Origin of the sequence: Actinoplanes sp. NPDC049118 (assembly GCF_040648555.1) — a bacterium.
GTDB lineage: Bacteria > Actinomycetota > Actinomycetes > Mycobacteriales > Micromonosporaceae > Actinoplanes.
Window position 1 is genome coordinate 29513 of record NZ_JBEZDY010000005.1, and the last position, 26505, is coordinate 56017.

Here is a 26505-nt window from a genome sequence, read left to right on the forward strand (position 1 = left end):
CGTCAGGCGTCGTCGCCCGCGTCACCGTCCTTGCCCAGCCGGGCCTCGACTGCCTGCGGTTCGTACATCTCCTCGACGACCCGCAGGTAGAGCTCGTTCGGGTTCGGCAGGTACTTGACCTCGCGCAGCGCCTGGTCCTGGCCGGCCGACTCCAGCACGAACGTGCCGTAGCTCAGCATGCGCCCGAGCGCGGACTGCTCGTACTTCATGTCGGTGACCCGCAGCAGGGGCATCATGGCCACTTTGCGGGTGACTATTCCGTTGACGACCATGACCCGCTTGTTGGTCAGGATGAACCGGTCGAAGTACCAGTCGCCGATCCGCCACGCGACCCAGCCCATGACGCCCAGCCAGACCAGCACGGCCACGGTGACCATGCCGTCGACGTTCTGCCGGGTCAGGAAGCCCGCGAGGTAGCCGAGCAGCAGGGTCGCACCGACGCCGATCAGCAGCGGGGTCGACAGGCTGACCCAGTGCCGTTTCCACTCGCCGCGGTAGCGCTCGGTCGGGAAGAGGTAGCGCGAGACCAGGGTGGTCGGCTCGTCCTCGAGCGGCAGCACCCGGCGCGGTCCACCCGGGACACCGGATCCGTCGCCGCCGAGGCCCTGAAGCTCCTCCTCGGTGAAGACGGGAGCCTCGTATTCGCCCGGATCGCGGTACTCGTCGTCGCGCGGGTCGGTGCCGTAACCGCCGTAGCCGGCGCTGGGCGAGTAGCCGGCGTCCGGCGAGTAGCCGGCGTCGGGGGCGTAGCCCGCGTCGGGCGAGTAACCGGGTCCGGGCGTGGCCGTGCCCTGGACGTACTCGGGACCGTCGTCACGGAACGCCGGATCGTCGTAGCCGAAATTCTCGTCGTCGTCCCGAGGGCGGCGCGCACCCTCATCGTCAGGTTGCCGCGGCTCGCCAGGACCCATCAGGTGATGTTAAGCGACGAGGTTGGTGAAGAACGTTCCGAAACCGCGGGCAATGTCGCCGATCGTGCTACCCAGCGACTCGAACACGGCAGCGGCAGAGTTCGGGTTGAACGCAATGAAGAAGATCAAGAATGCGATGCCAAGCCAGGTGAGAACCTTCTTGATCATGGCGGGCCTTCTCCTCCGTTGCGGGTGACGGTCATCGCCGCGGCAATACTCACGGTATCAGTTTCGTGGCTCAGTGTGAACAATGTGGCCGTAAAGCCGATACCGGTCCCCGCAGGTCAGACCATTCGGATCAGGCCCGGCCGTGCAGGTAGGGCGACGGCGCTCCGTACACGAGCTCGGACGGCACCCCGTCGGACAGGTCGTGCAGGACGACATGCTCGGCCAGGAAGTAGCCCGCGCTTGCGGGCCACGCTACCGCATAGAGCCACATTCCTTTGGCCTCACTCACATAGGCGCTTCGATCTTCCGGGGACTTGACACACCACAGTGGAGTGGGGTGCCCGCCGACCCTGATCTTGGCGTGCGGGCCGGAGTGTCCACCCGGGTCCGGGCCGCCCATCGCCTCGGCGATGAGGTAGCCGGGGTCGATCCCGGCGATGCCGGCGAAGCGGGTGCCGAGCCCGACGCCGGGACGCTCCGCGATCAGCACCAGATCGGCCGGGCCACCACCGAGCGGCTCCGGCCCGCTGCATGACAGCGCGGTCGCCTTGACGCCGTCGCGGTCGTCGCCGGCCCAGCCGACCCCGGTGACCATCCAGCCCGGCGGCAGCGGCCACGGGCACCAGAGCGGCATGTGATCGACCGTGGGCGCCGACTGCCGGAGCACGCTCTCGATGATGTCGGGGCCGATGTGCTCGGCGACGTGGAACGGGGAGATCTCGCCACAGTTGTCGCAGCGCCATTCGCTGTGCATCAGATCCGGCGGCCGGACCTGCGCAGCACAACGGGGGCAACTCACCGTGACACCCACCCTCTAACGGTGCGGGTCGGCAGGGCCCCCGTCAAGCGAATCGGCAGAACCCGGGCGCTGGGCGCGGTTCATTCATCCGAGCTGATGATCATCACTCGGGTGGCGGGCCGGCGTGAGCGCGGATCCAGGCGTGCATGGCGATGCCGCTGGCCACTCCGGCGTTGATCGAACGGGTGGACCCGTACTGGGCGATCGAGAAGACGGCGCCGCACGCCGCGCGCGCGGCCGCGGACAGCCCGGGCCCCTCCTGGCCGAAGATCAGGACGCAGTCGCGCGGCAGGGTGGCCGTCTCCATGGGCCGCGACCCGGGCAGGTTGTCGATGCCGACGATCGGCAGGCCGGCGGCCTCCGCCCAGGCGGTGAACCCCTCGATCGTCGGGTGGTGGCGCACGTGCTGGTACCGGTCGGTGACCATCGCGCCGCGCCGGTTCCAGCGCCGCAGCCCGATGATGTGCACCTCGGCCGCCAGGAACGCGTTGGCGTTGCGGACCACGGCGCCGATGTTGAAGTCGTGCTGCCAGTTCTCGATGGCGACGTGGAAGCCGTGCCGGCGCCGATCGAGATCGGCGACCACCGCCTCGTGCCGCCAGTAGCGGTACCGGTCGACGACATTGCGGCGATCGCCCTGCGCCAGCAACTCAGGGTCGTAGTGCTCGCCCTCGGGCCACTCGCCCGGCCAGGGACCGACACCGACCTCGGACTCGTCCATCGCGACGGGGTTTTCGACGACCATGGTCCAGGAGGCTAACCAGGGGCCTCGGGGCCACACCTGGGGGGAGACGCAATGAGCGGCGGGGCCCTCCCCGGCGCCCGCCGCCCACGCTCTGTTGGGAGAGAGTCTGCCTTACCCTGCGTATCTATGTGAAGAGATTTCGTGAGTGACTCAAGTCACATTTAACATTGTTACCTATTACCTTCGGTGGTGACCTGTTCGTTATCTAGCTGAAGCTGGGGGTCCCGAGACCGCCCAGGGAGGCCGCAGCTGTCGCAAACTGGACGCTACACGCCGCTTTACGATTGAGAGCGCTCTCCCTACTTTGAGTTACGATGAGTCGCCCAAGGTCAACGCCCCGAGCCGGAAATGGTGCCGCAGGCCACGTGTCACCCGGTCCGAGCCCGGGAATCATCGAGGTGGACGATGGGTTTGCACCGCACGTAGGCCCCTTTCCCGTGGCCTTCTTCCCGTGGACGGAGAGATCATGGCGACAGTCGCGCTGACCGCAGAGAACTTCGACGAGGTGACCGGCAAGGACGGCATCGTCCTTGTCGACTTCTGGGCCAGCTGGTGCGGGCCCTGCGTCCGCTTCGCGCCGACCTACGAGCGGTCCTCGGAGAAGCACACCGAGATCACCTTCGGCAAGGTCGACACCGAGGCCCAGCAGGAGCTTGCGGCGAAGTTCCAGATCAGCTCGATCCCGACGATCATGGCAGTGCGCGACGGCGTCATCGTCTTCTCTCAGCCCGGCGCCCTCCCCGAGTCGGCGCTCGAGTCCCTGATCGACCAGGTCGAGAAGCTGGACATGGACGACGTGCGCAAGCAGCTCGCCGCGAAGTAACCACCGACACTCGGGTCGTCAGCGCCGCGGACCGGACGGTCCGCGGCGCTCCCTTTTGGTGGGTTCTCCGGTACCGGGTGGACAGTCGATCGAACGTGTGTTCGAATCTTCGCCATGCGATGGTCACACCTGTCGGCCTCCACCGACGACGACTCGCTCCCGAACGCAGCGCCGGCGGCCCCACCCCTGCCGCTGGCGCTGCCCGGAGCGACCGTCCGCACGTTCGACACGCCCGGCTTCGCGGGCATGACCTTCTACGAGATCCGCGCCAAGTCCCTGATCAACCGGGTGCCCGGCGCCTCCCGGGTGCCGTTCGAGTGGACGATCAATCCCTACCGGGGCTGCTCACACGCCTGCTCCTACTGCCTGAGCGGCGACACCCCGATCCTGCTGGCCGACGGCTCGACCCGCCCGCTCTCGCAGCTGCGGGTCGGCGACGCGGTGCTCGGCACGATGGGCGCCGGACCGCACCGGCGCTACGTGCCCACCACGGTGCTCGACCACTGGACCACGTCGAAGCCCGCCTACCGGGTCACCCTGGCGGACGGCACCCGCCTGGTGGGAAGCGGCGCACACCGCTTCCTCACCGACCGCGGCTGGCGGCACATCAGCCCGGCGGAGCCCGGGCTGCCGGCCCTCGCGGTCGGCGACCGGATGTCAGGCGTGGGCCGCTTCGCCGAGGCGCCGAAGGAGTCCCCCGACTACCGCACGGGCTATCTGTGCGGCCTGGTCCGTGGCGACGCGGGCGCGCTCGCCGGATCCCGGGAGGGCGACGCCTGGATCCGCGCGGACGCCTACCTCGAGGACATACCGATGCACGTGGCGCTCCGCTGGCCGGAGGAGCCGACGGGCGGCTGGCATCGCGGCTTCCTGGCCGGCGCGTTCGGCTCGACGGGGCACGCGGACCGCCTGGCCGTCGTCTTCACCAGCCGCGACCGGGGCTTCCTCGACCGCATCACGGAGGCGCTGACCCACCTGGGCCTGCCGAGCCGCCGCCCGCCCAACGTCCAGCTGGGCGGGGTCCACTCGGTCGAGACGGCCCGCGACCTGTGGGCGGCGCTCCGCTTCCGACACCTGACCGGGGTCAGCGACGCGCCCCTCGACGCCTCGGGCATCGGCGTCCGCGGCGAGGCCCAGCTGACGGTCGCCGACATCGAGGACCTCGGCCTCACCCTCCCGCTCTACGACATCACGACCGGCACCGGCGACTTCGTTGCGGACGGCGTGGTGAGCCACAACTGCTTCGCCCGCAACACCCACACCTACCTGGACCTGGACGCCGGCCACGACTTCGACTCCAAGGTGGTCGTCAAGGTGAACGCGGGCGACCTGATCCGCCGCGAGCTCGCGGCACCGAGGTGGCGGGGTGCCTCGATCGCGATCGGCACCAACGTCGACGTCTATCAGCGCGCGGAGGGCCGCTATCGGCTGATGCCGCAGATCCTGGCGGCGCTCCGCGACTTCGCCAATCCCTTCTCGATCCTGACGAAGGGCACCCTGCTCCTCCGGGATCTGGACCTGCTGAGGCAGGCGGCGACGGTGACGGACGTGAGCCTGTCGATGTCGATCGGCTTCGTCGACGAGCGGATGTGGCGTGCGGTGGAGCCGGGCACACCGAGCCCGCGGCGCCGGCTGGACGCGGTCAGCCGGCTGACGGACGCCGGCTTCTCGATCGGCGTGCTGATGGCTCCGATCCTGCCGGGCCTGACCGACACGGAAGAGTCCATCGAGGACACGGTGGCGGCCATCGCGGCGGCGGGCGCGGCGAGCGTGACGCCCCTGCCGTTGCACCTGCGCCCCGGGGCGCGGGAGTGGTACGCGGCCTGGCTGACCCGGGAGCATCCCGAGCTGGCCGCGCGCTATCGGGACCTCTATCAGGGCGGCTCCTACCTGCCGCAGGTGTTCCAGCACGAGATCGGCGCGCGGGTGCGGATGGCGGCCCGGCGCCACGGGCTCCACCGGGCGGCGGACGGCGAGGCGCGCACGGCGCGAGTCAACGGCGTCCCGGCGGCGGACCGCCAGGACGCCGACGCGGCGGGCCGCCAGGACGCCGGCACGGCGGGCCACCAGAGCGCCGGCACGGCGGACAGCGCACCGGAGCACGGCACCGGCCGCAAGGCGGAGCCCCGGCAACTCACCCTGTTATAGGGCGCCGAGCCAGCCAGCCAGCCAGCCAGCCGGCCCGGCGTCGGGTGGCGGTCACCGGCCGCTCAGCCGGCCCAACCGGTGCAGATCGGCGGAGAGCCGCCGGCGGATGTGCCCGATCAGCACCCGCATGTCGGCGCAGTAGACGGTGGGATTGCGAAATCCCTCGCCCGGCCGGTAGCGGTGCGCGTAGTGCCCGCCGCCGCAGATCCGGTGGATCGGGCAGTCACCGCACTCCTCTCCGAGCGCGGCGAGACCGATCTGGCGGGCGACGAAGCCCGGATGCCCGAGCGCGGTGCCGAACGAGTCCGTCAGCACGTTGAGGCCGGTGTCGCACGCACCGGAGTACGCGCTCTTGAGCGAGTCGACCTGCTCTATCGCGCCGTCCGACTCGACCACCGCGACGGCCACCGGGCTGAGACCGACCTGGTCGGAACGGCTGGACCCGCCCAGCAGCAGGGTCATGATCTCCTCGAAGAGCCGGACCCGGGTCTCCCGGCGCGGCGCGCCGTACCAGCGGTCGAAGACCACGGCGAGCCAGTCGCCGTGCGGAGTCGCCTGCGCCGGCGATCTGGGCGGCGGTACCGCCCAGTTGGCGTGTGGCAGCAGAAAGTCGATGGCGGGCGGGGCATGCTCGAGCAGCCCGGTGTAGGTCGAGACCGGATCGGCCGCCGGGTTCACGGCGCACAGGAGGCCCGCGAAGCACGACCGGAACCGCGCGCTGCCCAGCAGCCCCACCGCGCGGTCGACGGCTTCGAAGCTGCCGCGACCGCCGCGGAACCTGCGGTGCAGATCATGGTCCTCCGGCCGGCCGTCGACACTCACCCCGATCCTGACCCGCTCCCGCGACAGCCGGGCGAGCGTGGGCTCGTCCAGGGTGACGGCGTTCGTCTGCATGCCGACGGAGAGCTCACAGCCGCCCGGCATGGCGCCACGCAGGTCGGCGATCAGCCGCAACAGCCGGTCGGCGCCGGCCAGCAGGGGCTCGCCGCCGTGCAGGATCACACTCACCCGGTCCAGGCAGTGCTCGCGCGCGTGCTCGCCGATGCGACCGCCGGCGGCGTTCCAGACCTCGGGGGACATCACCGCCGGCCGGCCGCGCCAGCTCTGATCGGCGAGTTCGTAGACGTAGCAGTAGTCGCAGGCGAGGTTGCAACGCTGATGCACCTTGAGGACGAATTCCCGAATGGCGGTGGGCCGCCATCCCGTCCGCCGCAGCGCCTGCACGTCGAGCAGGTCGTAGGGCCACGGTGGGTGGTCGGGCGGGATCGGCGAACGCCGGGCAGAGGTACTCATCAGAATGCGTCTCCCCGCAGATCGCCGAAGTGCGCCGTCAAGCACCGATCCCTTGTCGAGGGTCGCGCGGGCCCGGCATCCGGGAAGATCTCACCGGCCCGTCGATCGGCCGCGCTTTCCACATCGTGGCCTCCCCACACAAACGGTCGAATCGCGAGCCATCGCCGTGCGGCGCCGTTGCCACCCCGTCGTGAACCTACGCCGGTACGCGGTTGCGGTGACGCGTGGCGACCCGGCGCGGGCCCGGGCACGGCGTGGATAGAGTCGAGGGCATGAGGAGCGCACAGCAGATCCTGGCCGAGGCGAACGTCATTGCCGTGGTCGGAGCCTCGCGGGACCCGGCGAAGCCGGCGCACGGCGTGCCACTGCAGATGCTCCGGCACGGGTGGAAGATCATCCCGGTCAACCCGTTCGTCGACGAGGTCTTCGGGATCAAGACCGTGCCCACGCTTGCCGATCTGCCCGAGGCGGTGGATCTCGTCGACATCTTCCGGCCCGCCGCCGACGCGGTGGAGGTCGTCCGGCAGGCGGTTGCGATCAACGCGCCCGCCGTCTGGCTGCAGACCGGTATCGTGTCCGCGGAGGCCCGCCGCATCGCCGCCGAGGCCGGGATCGACTATGTCGAGGATCGCTGCCTCGCCGTCGAGCGGGCGGTCGGAAACCTCAGCAGGATCGCCTGATCGGCGCCCGAACGATCACGACATACGCCCGGGTCGTCCAGACACGCGGAATCGGGGCCCCCGATCTACCCATCGGCTAGTACGGTGCCGGGGTGAACGAGGAGGACCTTAGATGACTTACCCGCCCGCCGGTGGTACGCCGGACCCATATCAGCCCCAGCAGCCCTACGGGCAGCAGCCGGGCTACGACCCCACGTCGCCGTACTCGCAGGACCCGTATGCGGCCCCGGCCAGCGGCGCACCCTCGAGCGGGCAGCCATACGGCCAGCCGCCGTACGGCGCTCCCTCCAGCGGGCAGCCCTACGGCCAGCCGCCGCCCTACGGCCAGCAGCCCGGCTACGGCCAGCCCTATGCGCAGCAGCCCTACATGGGCGCGGCGCCGACCAACACGATGGCCATCCTGAGCCTGGTGTTCGCCTTCGTGTTCTCGCCCGCCGCGATCGTCATGGGCCACGTCGCCAAGAAGCAGATCCGCCAGTCCGGCGAGTCCGGCGAGGGCCTGGCCACCGCCGGCCTCTGGCTCGGCTACATCTTCACCAGCCTCTACGTGCTGATCTGCGCGTTCTACATCGTCGTCGCGGTCGTTGCGATCGGGTCGAGCAACACCACCTACTGACCGGGCGGCTCGCCCGGTGGACGGCTCCGTCCACCGGGCGAGCCGGCTCAGCGGAACTCGGCCTCGCGGACGCTGTTGCCGCCGTCGACCACCAGCATCTGGCCCGTGATGTACGACGCCGCGGGCGAGCACAGGAAGGCGATCGCCGCCGCCACCTCGTCGGGGGTGCCGGGCCGGCCGATCGGCGTGCCCAGGCCCTGCTTGATCTCTGTCACCGTGGACGCCGCCGTGTAGATCGTGCCCGGCGCCACGCAGTTGACGTTGATGCCGTCGGCGACGAGCTCCATCGCCAGCGCCCGGGTCAGGCCGACCACGCCCGCCTTCGCCGCGGCGTAGGCGGCCTCGGTCGGCAGGGCGTTGATCGGGCCCGCAGTCGCGGCGAGGTTGACGATGCGGCCCCAGCCCTGCTCGGACATGCCGCCGACGAACGCCCGGCTGCACAGGAATGCCGTGCTCAGGTTCCGGTCGATCTCCGCCCGCCACTCGTCGTAGGTGAGCTGCGCGACCGGGCGGAGCACCTCGGGGCTCGTGCGGCTGGCCAGGCCCGCGTTGTTCACCAGGACCTGCACGTCGCCGAGCTGGTCGACGACCGCGTCGGCGAGCGCACCCACCTCGGCCTCGTCCGTGAGATCCGCCACAAAGCCCGTCACCCCGAGCTCGGACGCCCGCTCGTGGATGCGCCGCGTCGTCGACACGATCGCGACGCGGGCGCCCAGGTCGCGCAGCCGGCGCGCGGTCGCGTACCCGATGCCGTCCGGGCTGCCCGCGCCCGTCACCAGGGCGACCTTTCCGTCGAGCCGCAGGGTCACGGGGCCCTCCTCGGCCTCGGCCGCGGTGTCGTCCGGTGCGAGTCCGGTCTCGGCGGCCGGATCCGGACCCAGGTCCTGCTCGGACTCGGAACTGGGCGCGGCAGACCGGGGCCGGCGGCCGGCGGCGGGGCGGGTGGCATCCCGCCTGGACCGGCTTCCGGTGGCGGAACGGGCGTCGAAGACCATGCGGCGATCCTGCCCGCTCCCGCGTGCCGGGGCAAACATCCTCGGCCGTGGCGCACGCCATTGGCGCTCGGCGACCGCACCCCGCGCACAACCGGGCACCCCGCGTACGCGGGGACTGCGGGCCGTGACAGCTGCCTCTACCCTTGCGGGCGAAGACGACGCGCCGGAGGAGGCCGCCATGACCTACCCACCGACGCCCGGTCCGGACGGCACCTACCCGCCGCCGCCGGATCCACCCGTGCAGGCCTACCAGCCGCCCCAGCCCTACGCGCCGCAGCCGTACGCCTACGGCGCCCCGGGCTACGGCACGCCGACGCAGCAGCCCGGCTACGGCCCGCCGGCCGGTTACGACTACGGCTACCCCGGCAGTCCGTACTCCCACCCGGCCGGGCCCTACGCGGGTGCACGGCCGACCGAGGGCATGGCCATCGCCTCCCTTGTCGTGTCCTGCGCCAGCGTGCTCGGCCTCTGCCTGTGGGGCCTCGGCGCAGTGCTCGGCATCGTCGGCGCGATCCTCGGCCACGTGGCCCGCCGCCGGATCCGCGCGTCCGGAGCGGGCGGCAGTGGCCTGGCCCTGGCCGGGATCATCGTCGGCTGGACCATGGCCGGCCTCGCGCTGATCGGCGCCGCATTCCTGATCTTCTTTGCGGTGGCGGACTCCAACTCCAGCTATTAGGACCCGGCCCCGGGTCAGCCGCCGGTCCGGGGCGTCGTCGGTACGGCCATCGGAACCACGGGCCCCTGCTCGACGAAGACCAGCGGGGCGTTGCGACCGTAGCGGCGCGGCAGCTCGATGCGGGCCAGGTCCACGTCGCGGGTGCCGACCTCCACCCCGGCGCCGTCGTAGCGGGCCACGACGCTGGAGATGTGCACGCCCTCGGCGCCCCAAGCCGCCAGGTCCGCCACGATCCGGTCCTGCCACCCGGTCAGGTCGGCCAGGCTGTGCAGGGCGTCACGGACCACGATGCACATGTTCTCCGCGCTGAACCGGATGAAGTCGTCGAACTCCGCGGACGGCACCCGGTAGACGATCACCCGCACATGTTGCTGGTCGACCTCCAGGCCGGCGTAGCTCGCGGCGTGGTCGGCCCGGCCGCCGGTGTCGATCCGCGCGATGGCCGCCGCCAGCGGCGCGGGCGTCGCCGGCAGGATCCGGCCGCCGACGTTCACGGTCTCGGCGGCGCGCGTGAACTCACATCCCGCCGTGGTCCAGCCGCCGGTCAGGCCGGGCAGCGGGAGGTCGGGCTCGTCGCACGCGCTCGTCACCAGCACCGCCCCGAGCAGCAGCAGGCGGAGCCGGTATCGATCGCGGCGCATCTCATCCCACCTCTCTACCGCGTGGCGCGACGGCACGCCAGGGTGCGACGACGCCCGCAGGGTTCAACGACATCAGCGATCCTCGGGATCCGCGCCGTCGGCCAGCGATGCCGTTGCCGCCCGCCGCCGTACCCGGGCGTCGCCGAGCACCACGACGGCCACCCCCGCGACCAGCAGCCCCAGCCCCGGAAGCGCCGCGGCCCGGGGCGTCTGGCCCAGCCAGGCCCAGGCCAGCAGGGCCGCGCCCGGCACCTCCAGCAGGATGAGCACGCTCACCGTCGTGGCCGAGGTCCGGTGCAGCGCATAGTTGAACATCGAGTGCCCCAGCAGCTGCGCGCCCACCACCAGCGCCAGGATCGCCGCCCAGGTCTGCTCGTCGTACCCGTGCAGCCGCACCCCGCCCACCACGCAGACGACCAGCAGCAACGCCGCGCAGGTCCCGTAGCAGACCCAGGTGTACGTCGTCGTGCTCAGCCGCGTCCGCGCCCGTTCCCCGAACGCCGTGTACACCGCCGCCGCCATCGCTCCCACCAGCGCCAGCAGGTCGGCCAGCACGGCCTGCGTTGACACCCCGACGTCGATGCCGGTCGCCCATGCCGCACCGGCCACCGCCAGCCCGATTCCCACCCAGCCGGCGGTCGACGGCCGCCGGCCCTGAGCGGCCGCGATCAGCCCCTGCCAGACCGGCTGGGTCGCCACCAACGCCGTCGCGGTCGCCACCGAGCCCAGCTGCACGCTCGGCATCCAGGTCGCGAAGTGCAGCGCCAGTGCCAGCCCCGCCAGCACCGCGAAGACGCCGCTGCGGCTGCGCAGCGTCACCAGCTCGAACCGGCGGGGTCCCGCCGTGATCGGCGTGAGCGCCACGAAGGCCAGCCCGTTACGCCAGAACGCCACTGCCAGGGCCGGTGCGGCCGCGAACGCGATCAGCGGCGCCGACGAGGACACCGCGAGGACCGCCACGGTCAGGGCCGCGACCGTGGGCAAAGCGGGCGTTGAACGCATATTCATCCCCCGCAGTCACTTCTTGCTTATCCGCAGAACAGCTCGTCACGTTTTGTTGAACGCAAAGTGATGCAGTCGTTACGCTCGCCGCCGACGCATTCGTCAAACCCCATGGAGAGTGGTCTTCGATGCCCGCGTACCAAGCGGTCGTGTTCGACTTTTTCGGCACGCTGACCCGCTCCATCCGGAGGGGCCCACAGCACGCCGACATCGCCAGAGCACTCGGCTGCGATCCCGACGCGGTGCTGAGCGTCCTCGACCGCACCTTTCAGGTACGGGCACGTGGTCATCTCGGCTCCGCCGAGGCCACCTTACGGTGGGTCACCGAGCAGGCCGGCGGCAGCCCGCAGACCGCGCAGCTGCAGGCCGCGGTGCCCGCCCGCGTCGACGCCCTGAAGGCCGACACCAGGATGCGCACCGACGCGGAGAGCGTCCTGCGGGCCATCAAGCGCCGCGGCCTGCGTACCGCGCTGATCAGCGACTGCACCCACGAACTGCCCGCGTTCCTGCCGAGCATGCCGATCGCGCCGCTGCTCGACGTGAGCGTCTTCTCGGTCGAGGTCGGCCGCTGCAAACCCGACCCGCTGATCTACCTGGAGGCCTGCTGGCGGATGCGGGTCGCACCCGAGGACTGCCTCTACGTCGGCGACGGCGGCAGCCGCGAGCTCACCGGCGCGGCGGCGGTCGGAATGACACCCGTCCGCCTGGCCGCGCCGGACCTCGCCGATCATCTGGTCTTCGACGCGGACGAGTACTTCACCGGGCTCAGCGTGCCGTCGCTGACGGCGGTCGTGGACCTGCTGGATCGCGTACCGGCGCTGACCTGAGCGCATGCGAGGATGGCCCGGTGACGACCGAGCTGGTGGCTGAGGCGATCAAGAAGGCCGGCATCGCCTGGATCAGCGTGGCCGGCGGGCCGTACCGCGGCCTCTGGGTCATGCCGCTCGACGGCACGCTGATCGTGGTCTGCGGCCCCGGCGAGCAGGACGCGCCGGACCTGGCCGGTGCGGCGCGCGCCGCCGTGCGCCTGCGCGGCGACAACGGCGGCCTCATCGTGATCGTCGAGACGCTGGTCGAGCGGCTCGCGCCGGGCAGCGAGGCCTGGACGGAGATCGCGCCGCAGCTGGCCGGCAAGCGCCTGAACGCCTCGGGCACCGCGGACGAGGTGACCGCGCGCTGGGCGGAGACCGGCTGCGCGGTGCTCCGGCTGACGCCGGCGGACGAGCCGCCGATCGCCGCGCCCGACCTGCCGGCCGACTCGGCCGCGGCCCCGCCCCGCGAGACGCCGGCGCGCGTCGTGGTCCGTAACCCCTTCCGCCTGCACCGGGCCGGCAAGCGCAAGCTCTGACGATCCGGTCGATCGGCTAGCCGATGAACGGCGGCACGGCGATCTCGCCGCGCGCCACCGGCACGACGTGCCCGCTGACCGTCGCGACGCTCGCCGAGCCACCCGCGGCCGTCACCGTGCACCGCAGCAGGGACGGCCGGTGCATCTCGACGCCCTGATGAACCGTGTAGGACGAGGTCCCGTCGCCGGGCAGCAGGCCGTTCGCGACCAGCCACACGCCGAGACCCAGCGCCGCCGAGCCGGTGGCCGGGTCCTCGGGCACGGAGACGCCCGGGCAGAAGACCCGCGCCTGAGCGGTCCGGGTCCCGGCGTCCCAGGCGAACACGCTGATCCCGGTGACCTTCAGGGCGCGGCCCCGCTCGGCGTCGGCCCAGGCCCGCGCGAGGGCGTCCCGGCGCACCGGCAGAAAGACGAACTCCAGCCCGCATCCGGCCGGGGCGGGCTGCGCCGCCCCACCCGCGAAGTCGTCGTCGGCGAGCCCGACCAGATCGAGCAGCCCGCCGACCGGCAGCGCCGCGCCGAGGGTCGGCGCGCCGCCCGTCAGGGTCGCGGAGGCGTCCGTCACCGAGACCGGCAGCAGGCCCGCGCCGCACTCCTGCACCAGCTCCCCGGGCCCGGCCAGGCCGCGCCGCGCCGCGGTCACGGCGGCGCCGATGCTCGGATGGCCGGCGAAGGGCAGCTCGGTCTCCGGGGTGAAGATCCGCGCCCGGTACGTGCCTCCGGCCTCGGGCGGCAGCACGAACACGGTCTCCGAAAGGTTGAACTCGCGGGCCAGCAACTGCATCTGGTCCCCGGCGAGCGCCTCGGCCCCGAACACCACCGCCAGCGGGTTTCCCGCATAGGGCCGGTCGGTGAACACGTCCACGATCTCGTACGCCACGGTCGACATGGTTCGACGCTAACTTAGGCTGGGGCGGTGACCATGGGGAGCAGGGTTTACCTAGCGCGGCTCGCGGCGCTGCCCGTGTTCGACCCCAACGGCGACCGGGTTGGCCGGGTACGCGACGCCGTCATCCGGCTCCGCACCACGAACCGGCCGCCGCAGGTCGTCGGCCTGGTCGCCGAGATGGCGCTGCGCCGGCGGATCTTCCTGCCGATCGGGCGGGTCACCTCGATGGACGCGGAGGCCGTCGTCCTGAGCACCGGCATGCTCAACCTGCGCCGCTTCGAGAAGCGGCCGAACGAGCTGCTGGTGCTCGAGGAGGTGCTCGACCGCCGGGTCACCGTCGAGCCCGAGGACCGCCAGGGGCAGGGCCAGCCCGGCACGGTCGTCGACCTCGCCATGGAGCTCAACCGCAACAACGAGTGGCTGGTCACCCGGGTCGCCGTGCGCCAGTACACCGGGCGGCTGGCCCGGCGCGGGCACACGTACCAGGTCGACTACGACCGGATCCGCGGGCTGGTCGGGCCGACCGACACCCAGGGCACGTCGAACCTGGTCGCCCTGCTGGAGCAGATGCGCCCCGCGGACATGGCGAACGCCCTGCAGGACCTGCCGGACGCCCGCCGCAATGAGGTCGCCGCCGCGTTCAGCGACCGGACGCTCGCCGACGTGCTCGAGGAGCTGCCCGAGCACGACCAGGTGGAGATCCTCGTGCACCTGAACCGGGAACGGGCCGCCGACGTGCTCGAGCGGATGGACCCGGACGACGCCGCCGACCTGCTCGCCGAGCTGCCGAAGACGGAACAGAGCGTGCTGCTCGACCTGATGGAGCCGGAGGAGGCGGCCCCGGTCCGGCAGCTGATGAAGTACACCCCCGGCACGGCCGGCAGCGTGATGACCTCCGAGCCGGTCATCCTGACGCCGGACACGACCGTGGCGGAGGCCCTGGCCCGAATCCGCGAGCCGGAGCTGTCCCCGGTCGTCGCGGCGCAGGTGTTCGTGGCCCGGGCGCCCTCCGCGACACCGAGCGGCAAGTACCTGGGCATGGTCCACTTCCAGCGGCTGCTGCGCGAGCCACCCTCGTCGATGCTGGGCGGCCTCCTCGACAGCGACATCGACCCGCTGCGGCCCGAGACCGGCCTCAGCGAGATCACCCGGCGGATGGCGACGTACGACATGGTGGCCATGCCGGTGGTCGACGGCGCGTACCGGCTGGTGGGGGCGGTCACCGTCGACGACGTGCTGGACCACTCGCTGCCCCGTGACTGGCGTGACCGCGACACCCATGACGACGAGACCCCGGCGATCCTGCCGGGTACACAGAACCCGGGGGCGGACGCATGACCGAGCCACGCCGGGATCGGCTGGACCAGCCCGTCGAGCCGGGCCGGGTACGCCTGCCCCGCTTCGACCCCGAGGCCTTCGGCCGCTGGTCGGAGAGCATCGCCAGATACATGGGCACGGCCAAGTTCATCGTCTACATGACGCTGGTCATCAGCGCCTGGTTCGCCTGGAACACCCTCGCGCCGGTGCGCCTGCGCTTCGACCCGTACACGTTCACGTTCCTGACCCTGGTGCTGTCCCTGCAGGCTTCCTACGCCGCACCGCTGATCCTGCTCGCGCAAAACCGGCAGGCCGACCGGGACCGCCTGACGATGGAGGAGGACCGCCGGCGCGCGGCGATGCAGAAGGCGGACACGGAGTATCTGGCCCGCGAGATCGCCTCGCTGCGGATCGCCGTCGGCGAGGTCGCGACCCGTGACTTCCTGCGAACGGAGCTGGCCCGGCTCGCGGACGAACTGGACGAGGCCGCCCATCGACGGCAGAAGCTGGAACGCAAGGAGTGGGAAGAGGAGCGGACCTGACACCGACGTAGCATGGTCGGCATGTCCGCACCCGCCCCCACCCTCGAGGACGCCGTTCAGGCGGCCCTGGCCACCGTCGACGACCCCGAGATCCGCAAACCGATCACCGAACTCGGAATGGTCAAGGGCTTCACCGTCGCAGGCGCCAGCGTGAAGGTCGAGCTGCTGCTCACGGTCGCCGGTTGCCCGCTTCGGGACAAACTGACCGCCGACATCACCGCAGCGGTCACCGCCATTCCCGGCATCACCGCCGTGGAGATCGACTTCGGTGTCATGACCGAGGAACAGCGCAAGGCCCTGCAGGCCACGCTGCGTGGCGGCGGCGCACAGGCCGCCGAGCCGGTCATCCCGTTCGCCCAGCCGGGCTCCAAGACCCGGGTGTACGCGGTGGCCAGCGGCAAGGGCGGCGTCGGCAAGTCCAGCGTCACCGTCAACCTGGCCGCGGCCCTCGCCCGGCGCGGCCTGTCCGTCGGCGTGGTCGACGCGGACATCTACGGCCACTCGGTGCCCCGGATGCTCGGCGTCGACGGCCGGCCCACCCGGGTCGAGGACATGATCATGCCGCCGCAGTCGCACGGTGTGAAGGTCATCTCGATCGGCATGTTCACCGCCGGCAACGCCGCCGTCGTCTGGCGCGGGCCGATGCTGCACCGCGCGCTGCAGCAGTTCCTCGCCGACGTCTTCTGGGGCGATCTGGACGTGCTGCTGCTCGACCTGCCGCCGGGCACCGGCGACGTGGCGATCTCGCTGGCCCAGTTGCTGCCGAACGCCGAGATCCTGGTCGTGACCACGCCGCAGATGGCCGCCGCCGAGGTGGCCGAGCGGGCCGGGGCGATCGCCCTGCAGACACACCAGCGCCTCGTCGGTGTGGTGGAGAACATGTCCTGGCTCGAGCTGCCCGACGGCACCCGCATGGAGGTCTTCGGCTCCGGTGGCGGCCAGACCGTCGCCGACTCGCTGACCAAGACCGTCGGCGCCTCGGTGCCGCTGCTCGGTCAGATCCCGCTGGACACCCGGGTGCGCGAGGCCGGTGACGCGGGCACGCCGGTCGTGCTGGCCGACCCGGAGGCCCCGGCGGCGAAGGCCCTGGACGCGGTGGCGGACCGGCTGGCCATCCGGCGCGAGTCGCTGGTCGGCAAGCCGCTCGGGCTGATGGTCAACGCCCGGCGATAGGGCTCAAGTAGCGAACTTGCATGGGTTTTCCGCTGCGGGTTGGCTCAGTAGCGAACTTGCATGGGTTTTCCGCTGCGGGTTGGCTCAAGTAGCGTCGACGTCGAACGTGTGCGGCGCCGTGGTGGGCTTGTCCGCCGCGGCGCCGTCGCCGTCACGGCGGGCCCTGAGATCGGCGGCGGAGGCGACCTCGCCGAGCTCCGACTTCACGCCGTTCAGGTCGCTCTTGACGTCGTCGAAGAGGCCCTGCAGCGGCTGGCGGATCGCCATCTCGTCCTCCTCGCTGAGCAGATGCTTGCGAATGAAGGCCTTCGGGTGCAGGTCCTGAAGCTGGATGTCGGTGCCGAGCTCGCGGCTCAGGTCGGAGGTCGCGTTCTGCGCCATGGCCCGCAGGCCGCGCAGCATCCGCAGGCCGTCGCCGATCACCTTGGGCAACCGCTCACCGAAGATCAGCAGGGCGAGCATGAGCAGCCCGCCGATCTCCCACCAGTTCAGGTTCTCGAACACGGCCGGCCTCCCTCGTCCCGTACGGGGGCAAGACTACGCACGTTCGCTGTGCGACGCCGCCCGCCCATGAGGGCGCTTCACTTCGCGTCGGCCGCCAGGGTCACGGAGGCCGTCTGCGTCTTGGTTCCGCGGCGGTACTCGACCGCCACGACCGACGACGGCGCGTACTTGCGGACCAGGGCGATCAGGTCCGCGCCGTCCTCCAGCGGGTGTCCGTCGATCTTGGTGATGACGTCGCCGGACTTCAGGCCAGCGGTCGCGGCGGGGCCGCCCTGCCCGACCGAGCGCAGCCGGGCGCCGGTCGAGCCGGTCGACCCGCCGCTGCCGCTTGTCGACACCTCGGCGCCGATCACGGTGCGCCGGGCCTTGCCGAAGTCGATGATGTCCTTGGCGACCCGCTTGGCCTGGTTGATCGGGATGGCGAAGGCGAGGCCGATGTTGCCGGCCTCGGTGTCGCTGGCGCCGACGGACCGGATCACCGAGTTGACGCCGACCACCCGGCCGGCGGCGTCGACCAGCGGGCCGCCGGAGTTGCCCTGGTTGACGGCCGCGTCGGTCTGTATCGCCGCGTAGTAGCGGACGGTGCCGCCCGGGTCGCCGGCCTGGATCGTGCGGTCCAGGGCGCTGACGATGCCGGAGGTCACCGTGTTGACCAGTGCCAACGGCGAGCCGAACGCCAGCACGGGGTCGCCGACCGCGATCGAGTCGGAGTCGCCGAGCTGAACGACGGTCAGATCCTTCTTTGCGACCTTGATCACCGCGATGTCGGACTCGGGGTCGCGACCGACCACCGTCGCGGACGCCGACGAGCCGTCGCTGAACGACACCGAGATGGCGCCCTCGGAGCCCTCGACGACGTGGTCGTTGGTGATCACGTAGCCGTCCGGGGAGACGACGAAGCCGGAGCCGATCGCGCCGGTGACCCGGACCGTGACCACGCTGGGCATCACCTGCTCGGCCACGCCGGCCATCGAGTCGGGTGCCCGCTGCGCCGCCGACGGGGCGGCCAGGGGCGCGCCGCCGAGCTGGGTACCGCCGCCGACCCCGCTGTGGGTGGCGAAGACGTAGCCCAGCGTGCCGCCGAGGCCCCCGGCCAGCAGGGCCGTGACCAGACAGATCAGCAGGATCGGGGCCATCGACCGGCGCGGCGCGTCCGGGTCCGGCACCCGCTCCGGCTGGGGGCCGCTGCTCACCGGCGCGGACGGCACCACGACTGCCGACGGCGCGTACGGATCCCGCCACGGATCGGCCAGTGCGTCGGACCACCACGGCGAACCCGCCGGCGCTCCGGGCGTGGCGGGCGGCGGCGGTTGAGGCTGGCGCCAGTTCCAGCCGTCGGTCACGTCGATGCCTCCACTCGTCGTACTGGAACCCCCGGGCTCCGCGTCCAGGATGACACGGATCGGCGACGATCATCCGGTGAGTCGGACGTCGGTTGCCGGTCGCCGCTTTTCGGCGGCGAAGTCCCCGATGCGCGAAGGGTGGGCATCGCTCTACGCTCATACCCGATGTGCACCGGTTCCGGACCGCTCATCCTCTTAGCCAGACGGAGGTCGTCATCGTCACCGAAGCCCGATCGCCCGGCGCACCCACCGCGCAGTCGATGCGGTTCGCCGAGACCTACGTCGCCGAGGACATCGTCCTGCAGACCGCGCGCAGCCTTGCCCAGGAGGTCGGCCTTGCGGCCGTGACCCCCGGCGCCGGCGCCGTGCTCAGCCTGCTCGCGGCGGCGGGCAGCGCCAAGGCGGTAGTCGAGATCGGCACCGGTACGGGGGTGAGCGGCGTCTGGTTGCTGCGCGGCATGCGGGCCGACGGGGTGCTGACGACGATCGACGTGGAGAACGAGCACCAGCGCATCGCCCGCCGGATCTTCCAGGAGGCGGGTTTCGCGGCGTCCCGCACCCGGATCATCACCGGCCGCGCCCTGGACGTGCTGCCCCGCCTCGCCGACGGCGTCTATGACCTGATCTTCGTGGACGCGGACGCCACCGAGTTCGGCGCGTGCGCCGAGGCGGCGCTGCGGCTGCTGCGCCCGGGCGGCGTGCTGATCGTGAACGGCGCGCTGGCCGGCGGCCGGATCAGCGACCCGGCGGCCCGTGACGTGGACACGATCACGATCCGCGAGACGGTCAAGGCCATCCGCGAGTCCGACGACTGGACCCCGGCCCTGATCCCCACCACCGCCGGCCTCCTGGCCGCGGTCAAGCGCTGAGGAGATACCGGAGCAGGGTTCGCACGCCCCAGCCGGTGGCGCCCTTGGTGAGGTCGGACTCGTCCTGCTCCGCCCAGCTCGGCGCCGACATGTCGAGATGTGCCCAGCGGTCCGCCCGGTCGCCGAGGAACTCGCGCAGGAACAGCGCCGCGACCACCGAGCCCGCGCCCTGCGCCGGCGAGCTGTGCCGGTCGGCGATCTCGCTGCGCAGGTGCTCGACGTAGTCGTCGGGCAGCGGCAGCCGCCACATCTGCTCGCCGGCGGCCGCGCCCGCGGCCGCCAGGGCGTCGGCGAGGTCGTCGTCCTGGCTGTACAGGGCGGCCGTGCGCTTGCCGAGGGCGACCGAGTTGGCGCCGGTGAGCGTGGCCAGGTCGATCACGACGTCCGGGTTCAGCTCGGCTACCGCGTAGCCCAGCGCGTCGGCGAGCACCAGGCGGCCCTCGGCGTCCGAGTTGGTCGACTCGGTGGTCGCGCCGTCCCACTGGGTGATGACGTCGCCCGGGCGGAAGGCCGAGCCGCTGACCGCGTTCTCCGCCAGCGGCGCGAGCGCGGTGACGCGTACCGGAAGGTTCAGGTCCGCGGCCGCCAGGGTCGCGGCGATGATCGCCGCCGCGCCCGCCATGTCCTTCTTCATCAGCTTCATGCCGTCGGTGCTCTTGATGGAGATGCCGCCGGTGTCGAAGGTGATTCCCTTGCCCACGAGGACCACATGGCGGGACGCGGCCGGCGGGTTCCAGGCGAGTTCGACGAGCCGCGGCGGCGTGGCCGAGCCGCCGCCGACCGCGAGGATGCCCCCGAAGCCCTCGGCGGCGAGCTGCTCCGGCCCGCGCACGGTGACCGTCACGCCCGGGCGTGTCGCGGCCTCGGCGACGACCTGGTCGGCGAACCATGCCGGGTTCTTCACCGCCGCGGGCGTGTTCGTCAGGTCGCGGGCGAGCCAGGTCGCCGCGGCGGTCACCCGGGCGGTCTCGAGGCTCTCCGCGTACGCGGCGGCGTCCGCGGTCGTGAGGGTGACGGTCGCGGAGCGTGGCGGTTTCGGTGCCTCGCGGAAGCGGTAGCCGCCGAGCCAGAGTCCCTCGGCGAGGCCGCGGACGGCGGCGGGGGTGACCCGGTCGGGCAGCGGCACGTCGAGGGGCTCGTCGCCGGCCGCGGTCCGGGCGACGGCCGCGCCGGCGGCACGCCAGCCGGCCTCGTCGCCGGCGCCCACGCCGGCCAGCAGAAGCTTCGCCGGGGTGCGCAGCGGGCGCGGCAGCACCTGCACGGCACCGGCCCTACCTGCGTCTTCGGCGGTACGCACCAGCTCGGCGGTCTCCTCGTCGCCGCCGGCGAGCACGCCGGAGTCGTCGACGGGTAGCACGCGGGTACCGGGGCTCCCGGTGGCTGACAGGCCGATCGCGAACACTGGAGGATGACCTTTCCTCAGGACGTGGAAAGCCCGCCGGTACGGCAGGTACCGTACCGGCGGGCCACGTGAAACGTCAGCCGGCGATCGCCTTCAACGCGTCACCAAGCGCGTTGGCCTCGTCCGGAGTCATCTCAACGACGAGACGGCCACCACCCTCCAGCGGGACGCGCATGACGATGCCGCGCCCTTCCTTGGTGACCTCCAGCGGACCATCGCCCGTCCGCGGCTTCATCGCCGCCATCTTGTCTCCCCTCAGACCTACATCAGGGTCGGTGGGTTACCCCACAGCCACTTCGTCAACGTCCCGTGCTCAGCCCCACGGGGCGCCGTACCTCGTTTCCGACCGGCGGAGTCGCCCCCGCTGGACCGACCCGAGACCGTAGCGCTGCGAGCCTCGCCCAACGTCACGCGACGTGGCCCACCGTGCCGATCAAACATTTTCCCTGATGAACACCGGCGAACCCAAACCCAGCCCGGACTGATGTGACAGCGTCTAGCATATCGTCTTTCCTGCTGTCACAATGTGCGGTCATGCAGGCGCGGTCGGCACTCTTCGACCTCTACGGCGACTATCTGCGCCCGAGAGGCGGCCGCGCGCCCGTCGCAGCCCTCGTCAAACTGCTCGCTCCGGTGGGGATCGCGCCGCCGGCGGTGCGTACCGCGGTGTCCCGGATGGTGCGTCAGGGCTGGTTGCACCCTATGCGACTGGTGTCCGGTCCGGGCTACGTGCTGACGCCGAAGGCCGCGCGCCGCCTCGACGAGACGGCGGCCCGGATCTACCGGACCGGGCGCAACGGCTGGGACGGACGCTTCGATCTGGTGCTGACGCACGGCCCGGTGCCCCGCCGCGAAGCCAAACGCCTGACCTTTCTGGGCTACGGCATGTTGAGCGAACTGATCTGGGTCGCACCGCGGGCCGCGGACGAGATCGACGCGTTGCTGGCCGACGCCGGGGTCGGCTACGAGCGGTTCAGCGCCAGCCACGCGGCGGGCTCACCGGGCGCGGCCGAGGTGGTCGGGCGGGCCTGGAACCTGGCCGAGATCGGCAAGGCGTACGAGGACTTCATGGCGGCGCAGCGCCCGATCGTCACGGCGGTCAATGCCCGCAGCACCGACGAGGAGGCGTACGCGGTCCGCTTCCAGCTCGTGCACGCGTGGCGCTCGTTCCTCTTCCTCGACCCGCAGCTGCCCGCCGCCCTGCTGCCGGCCCGGTGGCCCGGTTCCAGCGCCGCGACGTTCTTCGACCGGCATGCCACCCGGCTGCGCCCGGCGGCCGACCGCTTCGTCGAGCGCTGCCTGGCCTCGGCATCGCGCGGCGGCCGTGTGGGATTCTCTGAGCCATGACCGATTCCCTTCTCGTCGACCGCACCGATGCCGTCGTGACGCTGACCCTGAACCGGCCCGACGCGATGAACGCGCTGGACATCGACCTCAAGGAGGCGTTGCGCGACACCCTGGCCTCGATCGAGGTGGACAAGTCCGTCCGCGCCGTGGTGCTGGCGGGCGCGGGCACCGCCTTCTGCGTCGGCCAGGATCTGCGGGAGCACGCGCGCGACCTGGACAAGGGCGCGACCGAGCTGGACACCGTGCGGCAGCACTACAACCCGATCGCCCAGCGGCTGGCCAGCCTGCCCAAGCCGGTCGTCGCGGCCGTACGGGGCACCGCGGCCGGCGCCGGCGCCTCGCTGGCGCTGCTCGCCGACTTTCGGGTCGGCGGCCCGCGCACCACGTTCCTGATGGCGTTCGCGAACGTCGGCCTGGCCGGCGACACCGGCATCTCCTGGTCGCTCCCGCACCTCGTCGGCCGCGCCCGCGCCCTCGAGCTGCTGCTGCTCGCCCAGCCCGTACGCGCGCAGCAGAGCCTCGACTACGGCCTGCTCACCCAGCTGGTCGAGGACGACGAGCAGGTGCTGCCGACCGCGCAGGAGTTCGCCGCCCGGCTCGCCGCGGGCCCGACGGTCGCGTACGCGGCCATCAAGCGCGAGCTGTCCATCGGCACGGCCGGCTCGCTGTCGGACGCGCTGGCCGCCGAGGCGCAGGCGCAGGCGATCTGCGGTGCGACCGCCGACCACAAGGCCGCAGTGAACTCGTTCGTGGCGAAGCAGAAGCCGGTCTTCGACGGACGGTGATTCTTACGGCCGGATATGGCCCACGGTATGAGTATTTCGGGATATCCCATATATGCCGGTGAATGTTTGACTCTCACCCAACAAAGAAGGAGTGCGCCCCACCCCCGGGCGCACCTTCGGCTGGGGAGGTCTGGATGGCAAGGTGGCGCAGATTCCTGGGCGCGGCGGCGGCCGCACTCACGGTGGCCTCGATGGGCACCCTGATGCAGTCCTCGCCCGCGTCGGCGGCCGACGACGGCCCGCAGATGGTCGTCGGCGGCAGCCGGGCCACGCAGGGCGAGTTCCCGTTCATGGTCCGCCTGTCGATGGGCTGCGGCGGCGCGCTGTACAGCCCGACCCTAGTGCTGACGGCCGCTCACTGCGTGAGCGGCACCGGCACCAACACGTCGATCACCGCGACGATCGGGGTCGTCGACCTCAACTCGTCGAGCCGGGTCACCCGTAAGTCGAACTACGTGTACCGGGCGCCCGGCTACAACGGCAACGGGAAGGACTGGGCCCTGATCCGCCTGGCCAGCCCGATCACCGGCTACGCGACGCTGCCGATCGCCACCACCACGGCGTACGACTCGGGCACGTTCACGATCGCCGGCTGGGGTGCGGCGCGCGAGGGCGGGTCGCAGCAGCGCTACCTGCTGAAGGCGACGGTGCCGTTCGTCAGCGACGCCACGTGCAACTCGAGCTCGATGTACAACGGCCAGATCATCGCGAGCAACGAGATCTGCGCGGGCTACACGGCCGGTGGCGTCGACACCTGCCAGGGCGACTCCGGCGGCCCGATGTTCCGCCGCGACGCGTCCAACGCCTGGGTACAGGTCGGCATCGTCAGCTGGGGCGACGGCTGTGCCCGGCCGAACAAGCCCGGCGTGTACACGCAGGTGAGCTACTTCGCCTCGACGATCGCCTCGGCGGCTACCAGCCTGGGCGGCTGACCCCACGATCGACACGTCGCGGGCCCGGAGCTTCAAGCTCCGGGCCCGCCGCGCGTGTCCGCCGGATCAGTCGTCGTCCTCGTCCTCCTCCGGGTCGAGGTTGGCCTCCTCGCCCAGCACGAAAGCCTGCATGGCCAGCTCGTCGCCCGACGGCGAGACGAACGTCGGCAGCTCCGCGGGCCCGAGCTCCAGCACGTACGACCAGAACTGGCGCACCGCCTCGGCCGGCGTCGCCGCCTCGATCGGCAGGTCCAGGCTGACCAGCCAGGTCCGCCGGTCGCTCCGGCCGCCCAGCCGGGCCGCGAGCCGCCGGAACAGCTCCTCGTCGACCTCGGCGACCGGCTCGGCGAGCTTGAGCTCGTCGGCCGGCACCGGCTCGTCGAACGAGCGCCGGGTGTAGTTGACCACCAGCTCGGGTACGCCGTGAGCGCCCCGCCGCGACGGCGCCGCCGCGACGGCGCCGAGCGCCACGACCTGCGGCGCGTCCTCGCCGGCCACGAGGAGCACCTCGTCGCCGGTCCCCGGCTGCACTCCCGGCAGGCCGGCCACGGTCAGGGTGTCGTGATGGAACAACCGCTCGGTTGCCCATCGATCCGCCGGAATGATCACCGCCCATTGCGCCATGCGCACCATCTCATCACGGGCCACCCGGGAGCCCTCCGCTGACTCGCGCGGACGTGGCACACACCGCCGCGCCCGTCGGAGGACCTGCACGTCGCCCCGCGAGCCCACGTGCATGTCCCTCTGCCACGCGCGGCTCACACGCCCCTCAGCGGCAAGCTGGGCCGCCGTAACGGCCGATCCTGGCGCGCGGCGTGGGTCAGCCGGACGCCGGCGCCACGAAACAGCCGGCGAGGTGGTCGTCGACCATTCCGGTCGCCTGCATCAGGGCGTAGGCGGTCGTCGGGCCGACGAACTTGAAGCCGAGTTTCTTCAGCGCCTTGGCCAGGGCCGTCGACTCCGCGGTGATCGCCGGGACGTCCGCCCGGGTCGCCGGGCGGGGCCGCGGCGCGGGCGCGTAGGACCAGAGCAGGGCCGTGAGGCCGTCCGGCAGGTCCGCGGCCACCCTGGCGTTGTGCAGGGTCGCGTCGACCTTCATCCGGTTGCGCACGATGCCGGTGTCGGCCATCAGCCGGGCGGCGTCCCGCTCGGTGAAGGCCGCCACCGCCGGGATCGAGAAGTCCGCGAACGCGGCCCGGAAGGCCGGCCGCTTGCGCAGGATGGTGATCCAGGAGAGCCCGGACTGGAACGCCTCGAGCGACATCCGCTCGAAGAGCGCGTCGTCGCCGCGGACCTGCCGGCCCCACTCGAGGTCATGGTAGGGCCGGTAGTCGGGCGTGCTGCCGCCCCAGGCGCACCGGGCACGCCCGTCCGGCCCGATCACCAGCCCGTCGGTGCCGGGCTCGCCGATCACATCCGTCATGCGGACGACGGTACGAGGCACCCCCGACAGAAAATCAGCGGAGGCGGCCCTCTTCGACGAGCCGGCCGAACTTCTTCAGCGCGCCCTTGAGGCTGAGCTTCGATCCCGGCCAGAGCACCGGCCAGGCCAGCCGCCCGGCCGCGCCCGGCGGCAGGTGGAACCACTCGTGCATGACCACCTGGGTCCGGTCGCCGCCCATCGCGGTGCACCGCATCGACCCCGGACCGCGCAGCACCTTGCCGCAGTGCACGACCCGCAACTCGTACGGTGCGTCGACCCGGACCACCCGCATCTCGTCGCGGAGCCCGGCCGGGCCGACCCCGGTGATCGCCTCGATCAGGCTGCCCTCGCCGCCGTCGCCCTCGACCACCCGCACCTTGGTGAAGGGGATCCATTCGGACTGCCGCTCCCAGTTCATGAACGCCGCGAAGACCCGGGGAGCGGGCGCGTTGACGATGACGGTCGCGGTGACCTCGCCGGTGCCAGGGCGCGCCGCGTCGTCGAGGCCGCCGACCGGCCCGGTCTCGCTCATCGGCGCTCCGCCGGCTCCCCGTCGCCGGCTTTGCGCCCGGGCGCATCCTCGACGTCGGCCGCCGGCTCGGCGGTCGCGGCCGGCTCAGCGGTGGCGGCCGGCTCGGCCGGCTTGTCGGCGGCGGGCGGAATCTCGGGAAGCGCGCCGTCGGGCCGGGCGGCCGGTGGCGGCGGCGCGACGGCGGCCTCGCGGGCCCGGCGCAGCACGTCGGCGTCGGCGGTCCGGCCCTCGCGCAGGGCGGCGACCTCGGCCTCCAGGACGCCGATCAGCTCGCCCTTGTAACCGATGTCATAGGCCGCCCGCTGCAACGCCTGGTCGACCTGGCCCATCCGGTAGCCGCGGAACGCGGTGTCGAACCTGGTCCGCAGGATGTCCTCCTCGCCGAGCGGGCGGTCGCCGGGCAGCGCCAGGGACCTCCCGTCGGGTTCGACCGGCGTCAATCCGGAGTCGCCGCCGCTCACCATCACGGTCACGCCGAAGACGATCGCCGCGACCACGAGCGCCACGACGATGAAAAGGAGAAGCTGACCCATGGGCACGATCGTGGCACGACCGCTGCGGCGTGGCGAGCCCGCCACCCCGCAGGCGGGTGATCCCCCCGC

At 71.9% G+C, this 26505-nt stretch carries 30 protein-coding genes and 1 pseudogene; 14 read left to right on the top strand and 17 right to left on the bottom strand.

Annotated features, from left to right (window positions below; all coding sequences use genetic code 11):
- Positions 1–2: 2 nt before the first annotated feature.
- The 4 genes from AB0B58_RS09065 to AB0B58_RS09080 form a co-directional block, all read right to left on the bottom strand.
- On the bottom strand, positions 3–911 hold the full coding sequence (locus AB0B58_RS09065) for a PH domain-containing protein (protein ID WP_360220035.1): 909 nt from the start codon (positions 909–911) through the stop codon (positions 3–5).
- A gap of 9 nt (positions 912–920) precedes the next feature.
- Positions 921–1079, bottom strand: a complete 159-nt coding sequence (locus AB0B58_RS09070; protein ID WP_023562582.1) for a hypothetical protein — start codon at positions 1077–1079, stop codon at positions 921–923.
- Between the two features lie 130 nt (positions 1080–1209).
- Complete coding sequence (locus AB0B58_RS09075; protein WP_360220039.1) at positions 1210–1878, bottom strand: DUF6758 family protein; 669 nt, start codon at positions 1876–1878, stop codon at positions 1210–1212.
- 103 nt (positions 1879–1981) lie between these two features.
- The gene (locus AB0B58_RS09080) at positions 1982–2623 is read right to left on the bottom strand and encodes a TrmH family RNA methyltransferase (RefSeq protein ID WP_360220042.1); all 642 of its coding nucleotides are present in this window, start codon (positions 2621–2623) and stop codon (positions 1982–1984) included.
- A gap of 466 nt (positions 2624–3089) precedes the next feature.
- Between AB0B58_RS09080 and trxA the strand changes: the two genes are divergently transcribed.
- Positions 3090–3446 (top strand): thioredoxin, encoded by a 357-nt coding sequence (gene trxA, locus AB0B58_RS09085; RefSeq protein WP_184988854.1) that lies wholly within the window; start codon positions 3090–3092, stop codon positions 3444–3446.
- A 114-nt stretch (positions 3447–3560) separates the two neighbouring features.
- Positions 3561–5405: pseudogene (locus tag AB0B58_RS09090) on the top strand (intein-containing Rv2578c family radical SAM protein); the annotation flags it as partial.
- A gap of 240 nt (positions 5406–5645) precedes the next feature.
- Here AB0B58_RS09090 and AB0B58_RS09095 read toward each other — a convergent pair.
- The gene (locus AB0B58_RS09095; RefSeq protein WP_360220047.1) at positions 5646–6887 is read right to left on the bottom strand and encodes an FxsB family cyclophane-forming radical SAM/SPASM peptide maturase; all 1242 of its coding nucleotides are present in this window, start codon (positions 6885–6887) and stop codon (positions 5646–5648) included.
- A 272-nt stretch (positions 6888–7159) separates the two neighbouring features.
- Here AB0B58_RS09095 and AB0B58_RS09100 point away from each other — a divergent pair, with 272 nt between their 5' ends.
- Entirely contained in the window at positions 7160–7567 is a 408-nt protein-coding gene (locus AB0B58_RS09100; protein WP_360220049.1) for a CoA-binding protein, read from the top strand.
- Between the two features lie 112 nt (positions 7568–7679).
- Complete coding sequence (locus tag AB0B58_RS09105; RefSeq protein ID WP_360220052.1) at positions 7680–8183, top strand: DUF4190 domain-containing protein; 504 nt, start codon at positions 7680–7682, stop codon at positions 8181–8183.
- A 47-nt stretch (positions 8184–8230) separates the two neighbouring features.
- Here the strand turns inward: AB0B58_RS09105 and AB0B58_RS09110 are convergent, their stop codons facing one another.
- Positions 8231–9178, bottom strand: a complete 948-nt coding sequence (locus AB0B58_RS09110) for an SDR family NAD(P)-dependent oxidoreductase (protein ID WP_360220055.1) — start codon at positions 9176–9178, stop codon at positions 8231–8233.
- A 178-nt stretch (positions 9179–9356) separates the two neighbouring features.
- Here AB0B58_RS09110 and AB0B58_RS09115 point away from each other — a divergent pair, with 178 nt between their 5' ends.
- On the top strand, positions 9357–9854 hold the full coding sequence (locus AB0B58_RS09115) for a DUF4190 domain-containing protein (RefSeq protein ID WP_360220058.1): 498 nt from the start codon (positions 9357–9359) through the stop codon (positions 9852–9854).
- A gap of 14 nt (positions 9855–9868) precedes the next feature.
- Here AB0B58_RS09115 and AB0B58_RS09120 read toward each other — a convergent pair whose 3' ends face one another.
- Together AB0B58_RS09120 and AB0B58_RS09125 are read right to left on the bottom strand one after the other, a co-directional pair.
- On the bottom strand, positions 9869–10495 hold the full coding sequence (locus AB0B58_RS09120; protein WP_360220061.1) for a hypothetical protein: 627 nt from the start codon (positions 10493–10495) through the stop codon (positions 9869–9871).
- Positions 10496–10567: 72 nt separating this feature from the next.
- Entirely contained in the window at positions 10568–11503 is a 936-nt protein-coding gene (locus AB0B58_RS09125; protein WP_360220064.1) for a DMT family transporter, read from the bottom strand.
- Between the two features lie 122 nt (positions 11504–11625).
- On the opposite strand from AB0B58_RS09125, the gene AB0B58_RS09130 reads away from it, so the two are divergent.
- The gene (locus AB0B58_RS09130) at positions 11626–12324 is read left to right on the top strand and encodes an HAD family hydrolase (RefSeq protein ID WP_360220067.1); all 699 of its coding nucleotides are present in this window, start codon (positions 11626–11628) and stop codon (positions 12322–12324) included.
- Positions 12325–12344: 20 nt separating this feature from the next.
- On the top strand, positions 12345–12845 hold the full coding sequence (locus AB0B58_RS09135; protein ID WP_360220070.1) for a hypothetical protein: 501 nt from the start codon (positions 12345–12347) through the stop codon (positions 12843–12845).
- 16 nt (positions 12846–12861) lie between these two features.
- Here AB0B58_RS09135 and AB0B58_RS09140 read toward each other — a convergent pair whose 3' ends face one another.
- A complete protein-coding gene (locus AB0B58_RS09140; protein ID WP_360220073.1) occupies positions 12862–13734 on the bottom strand; it encodes a PhzF family phenazine biosynthesis protein in 873 nt (290 codons plus the stop codon).
- A 27-nt stretch (positions 13735–13761) separates the two neighbouring features.
- Here AB0B58_RS09140 and AB0B58_RS09145 point away from each other — a divergent pair, with 27 nt between their 5' ends.
- The 3 genes from AB0B58_RS09145 to AB0B58_RS09155 are packed head-to-tail and all read left to right on the top strand — an operon-like array spanning position 13762 to position 16766.
- On the top strand, positions 13762–15072 hold the full coding sequence (locus tag AB0B58_RS09145) for a magnesium transporter MgtE N-terminal domain-containing protein (protein WP_360220076.1): 1311 nt from the start codon (positions 13762–13764) through the stop codon (positions 15070–15072).
- Positions 15069–15593: a DUF1003 domain-containing protein gene (locus AB0B58_RS09150; RefSeq protein WP_360220079.1), complete on the top strand. Its 525-nt coding sequence runs from the start codon at positions 15069–15071 to the stop codon at positions 15591–15593. Before AB0B58_RS09145 ends, AB0B58_RS09150 begins: the two co-directional genes overlap by 4 nt.
- A gap of 21 nt (positions 15594–15614) precedes the next feature.
- Positions 15615–16766, top strand: a complete 1152-nt coding sequence (locus AB0B58_RS09155; protein WP_360220082.1) for an Mrp/NBP35 family ATP-binding protein — start codon at positions 15615–15617, stop codon at positions 16764–16766.
- An 84-nt stretch (positions 16767–16850) separates the two neighbouring features.
- Here the strand turns inward: AB0B58_RS09155 and AB0B58_RS09160 are convergent, their stop codons facing one another.
- A complete protein-coding gene (locus AB0B58_RS09160; protein WP_360220085.1) occupies positions 16851–17270 on the bottom strand; it encodes a preprotein translocase subunit TatB in 420 nt (139 codons plus the stop codon).
- A 77-nt stretch (positions 17271–17347) separates the two neighbouring features.
- Positions 17348–18613: a trypsin-like peptidase domain-containing protein gene (locus tag AB0B58_RS09165; protein ID WP_360220088.1), complete on the bottom strand. Its 1266-nt coding sequence runs from the start codon at positions 18611–18613 to the stop codon at positions 17348–17350.
- A gap of 260 nt (positions 18614–18873) precedes the next feature.
- Between AB0B58_RS09165 and AB0B58_RS09170 the strand changes: the two genes are divergently transcribed.
- On the top strand, positions 18874–19482 hold the full coding sequence (locus AB0B58_RS09170) for an O-methyltransferase (RefSeq protein ID WP_360220091.1): 609 nt from the start codon (positions 18874–18876) through the stop codon (positions 19480–19482).
- Here the strand turns inward: AB0B58_RS09170 and AB0B58_RS09175 are convergent.
- Positions 19472–20884, bottom strand: coding sequence for a leucyl aminopeptidase family protein (locus tag AB0B58_RS09175; RefSeq protein ID WP_360220094.1), 1413 nt, complete (start codon positions 20882–20884; stop codon positions 19472–19474). The genes AB0B58_RS09170 and AB0B58_RS09175 overlap by 11 nt on opposite strands.
- Before the next feature lie 76 nt (positions 20885–20960).
- Positions 20961–21128: a DUF3117 domain-containing protein gene (locus AB0B58_RS09180; protein WP_015625691.1), complete on the bottom strand. Its 168-nt coding sequence runs from the start codon at positions 21126–21128 to the stop codon at positions 20961–20963.
- 290 nt (positions 21129–21418) lie between these two features.
- On the opposite strand from AB0B58_RS09180, the gene AB0B58_RS09185 reads away from it, so the two are divergent.
- From AB0B58_RS09185 to AB0B58_RS09195, 3 genes are all read left to right on the top strand, one after another.
- A complete protein-coding gene (locus AB0B58_RS09185) occupies positions 21419–22231 on the top strand; it encodes a PaaX family transcriptional regulator C-terminal domain-containing protein (protein ID WP_360220099.1) in 813 nt (270 codons plus the stop codon).
- Positions 22228–23016: an enoyl-CoA hydratase-related protein gene (locus AB0B58_RS09190; protein ID WP_360220102.1), complete on the top strand. Its 789-nt coding sequence runs from the start codon at positions 22228–22230 to the stop codon at positions 23014–23016. Before AB0B58_RS09185 ends, AB0B58_RS09190 begins: the two co-directional genes overlap by 4 nt.
- 134 nt (positions 23017–23150) lie before the next feature.
- Positions 23151–23948 carry a serine protease gene (locus tag AB0B58_RS09195; protein ID WP_360220105.1) on the top strand — a complete coding sequence of 266 codons (798 nt, stop codon included), beginning with the start codon at positions 23151–23153 and terminating at the stop codon, positions 23946–23948.
- 66 nt (positions 23949–24014) lie between these two features.
- Here AB0B58_RS09195 and AB0B58_RS09200 read toward each other — a convergent pair whose 3' ends face one another.
- The 4 genes from AB0B58_RS09200 to AB0B58_RS09215 form a co-directional block, all read right to left on the bottom strand.
- Complete coding sequence (locus AB0B58_RS09200) at positions 24015–24572, bottom strand: hypothetical protein (RefSeq protein WP_360220108.1); 558 nt, start codon at positions 24570–24572, stop codon at positions 24015–24017.
- A gap of 196 nt (positions 24573–24768) precedes the next feature.
- A complete protein-coding gene (locus tag AB0B58_RS09205; protein ID WP_360220111.1) occupies positions 24769–25371 on the bottom strand; it encodes a DNA-3-methyladenine glycosylase I in 603 nt (200 codons plus the stop codon).
- Between the two features lie 34 nt (positions 25372–25405).
- Positions 25406–25903 (bottom strand): SRPBCC family protein, encoded by a 498-nt coding sequence (locus AB0B58_RS09210; RefSeq protein WP_360220114.1) that lies wholly within the window; start codon positions 25901–25903, stop codon positions 25406–25408.
- On the bottom strand, positions 25900–26436 hold the full coding sequence (locus tag AB0B58_RS09215) for a DivIVA domain-containing protein (protein ID WP_360220117.1): 537 nt from the start codon (positions 26434–26436) through the stop codon (positions 25900–25902). Before AB0B58_RS09215 ends, AB0B58_RS09210 begins: the two co-directional genes overlap by 4 nt.
- Positions 26437–26505 lie beyond the last annotated feature (69 nt).

What these genes read in the sequence shown, in the direction of transcription:
- AB0B58_RS09065 (WP_360220035.1), bottom strand. Translation starts at nt 911, where the DNA reads ATGGGTCCTGGCGAGCCGCGGCAACCTGACGATGAGGGTGCGCGCCGC.
- AB0B58_RS09070 (WP_023562582.1), bottom strand. Translation starts at nt 1,079, where the DNA reads ATGATCAAGAAGGTTCTCACCTGGCTTGGCATCGCATTCTTGATCTTC.
- AB0B58_RS09080 (WP_360220042.1), bottom strand. Translation starts at nt 2,623, where the DNA reads ATGGTCGTCGAAAACCCCGTCGCGATGGACGAGTCCGAGGTCGGTGTC.
- trxA (WP_184988854.1), top strand. Translation starts at nt 3,090, where the DNA reads ATGGCGACAGTCGCGCTGACCGCAGAGAACTTCGACGAGGTGACCGGC.
- AB0B58_RS09095 (WP_360220047.1), bottom strand. Translation starts at nt 6,887, where the DNA reads ATGAGTACCTCTGCCCGGCGTTCGCCGATCCCGCCCGACCACCCACCG.
- AB0B58_RS09100 (WP_360220049.1), top strand. Translation starts at nt 7,160, where the DNA reads ATGAGGAGCGCACAGCAGATCCTGGCCGAGGCGAACGTCATTGCCGTG.
- AB0B58_RS09105 (WP_360220052.1), top strand. Translation starts at nt 7,680, where the DNA reads ATGACTTACCCGCCCGCCGGTGGTACGCCGGACCCATATCAGCCCCAG.
- AB0B58_RS09110 (WP_360220055.1), bottom strand. Translation starts at nt 9,178, where the DNA reads ATGGTCTTCGACGCCCGTTCCGCCACCGGAAGCCGGTCCAGGCGGGAT.
- AB0B58_RS09115 (WP_360220058.1), top strand. Translation starts at nt 9,357, where the DNA reads ATGACCTACCCACCGACGCCCGGTCCGGACGGCACCTACCCGCCGCCG.
- AB0B58_RS09120 (WP_360220061.1), bottom strand. Translation starts at nt 10,495, where the DNA reads ATGCGCCGCGATCGATACCGGCTCCGCCTGCTGCTGCTCGGGGCGGTG.
- AB0B58_RS09125 (WP_360220064.1), bottom strand. Translation starts at nt 11,503, where the DNA reads ATGAATATGCGTTCAACGCCCGCTTTGCCCACGGTCGCGGCCCTGACC.
- AB0B58_RS09130 (WP_360220067.1), top strand. Translation starts at nt 11,626, where the DNA reads ATGCCCGCGTACCAAGCGGTCGTGTTCGACTTTTTCGGCACGCTGACC.
- AB0B58_RS09140 (WP_360220073.1), bottom strand. Translation starts at nt 13,734, where the DNA reads ATGTCGACCGTGGCGTACGAGATCGTGGACGTGTTCACCGACCGGCCC.
- AB0B58_RS09150 (WP_360220079.1), top strand. Translation starts at nt 15,069, where the DNA reads ATGACCGAGCCACGCCGGGATCGGCTGGACCAGCCCGTCGAGCCGGGC.
- AB0B58_RS09155 (WP_360220082.1), top strand. Translation starts at nt 15,615, where the DNA reads ATGTCCGCACCCGCCCCCACCCTCGAGGACGCCGTTCAGGCGGCCCTG.
- AB0B58_RS09170 (WP_360220091.1), top strand. Translation starts at nt 18,874, where the DNA reads ATGCGGTTCGCCGAGACCTACGTCGCCGAGGACATCGTCCTGCAGACC.
- AB0B58_RS09180 (WP_015625691.1), bottom strand. Translation starts at nt 21,128, where the DNA reads ATGGCGGCGATGAAGCCGCGGACGGGCGATGGTCCGCTGGAGGTCACC.
- AB0B58_RS09185 (WP_360220099.1), top strand. Translation starts at nt 21,419, where the DNA reads ATGCAGGCGCGGTCGGCACTCTTCGACCTCTACGGCGACTATCTGCGC.
- AB0B58_RS09190 (WP_360220102.1), top strand. Translation starts at nt 22,228, where the DNA reads ATGACCGATTCCCTTCTCGTCGACCGCACCGATGCCGTCGTGACGCTG.
- AB0B58_RS09195 (WP_360220105.1), top strand. Translation starts at nt 23,151, where the DNA reads ATGGCAAGGTGGCGCAGATTCCTGGGCGCGGCGGCGGCCGCACTCACG.
- AB0B58_RS09200 (WP_360220108.1), bottom strand. Translation starts at nt 24,572, where the DNA reads ATGGCGCAATGGGCGGTGATCATTCCGGCGGATCGATGGGCAACCGAG.
- AB0B58_RS09205 (WP_360220111.1), bottom strand. Translation starts at nt 25,371, where the DNA reads ATGACGGATGTGATCGGCGAGCCCGGCACCGACGGGCTGGTGATCGGG.
- AB0B58_RS09210 (WP_360220114.1), bottom strand. Translation starts at nt 25,903, where the DNA reads ATGAGCGAGACCGGGCCGGTCGGCGGCCTCGACGACGCGGCGCGCCCT.
- AB0B58_RS09215 (WP_360220117.1), bottom strand. Translation starts at nt 26,436, where the DNA reads ATGGGTCAGCTTCTCCTTTTCATCGTCGTGGCGCTCGTGGTCGCGGCG.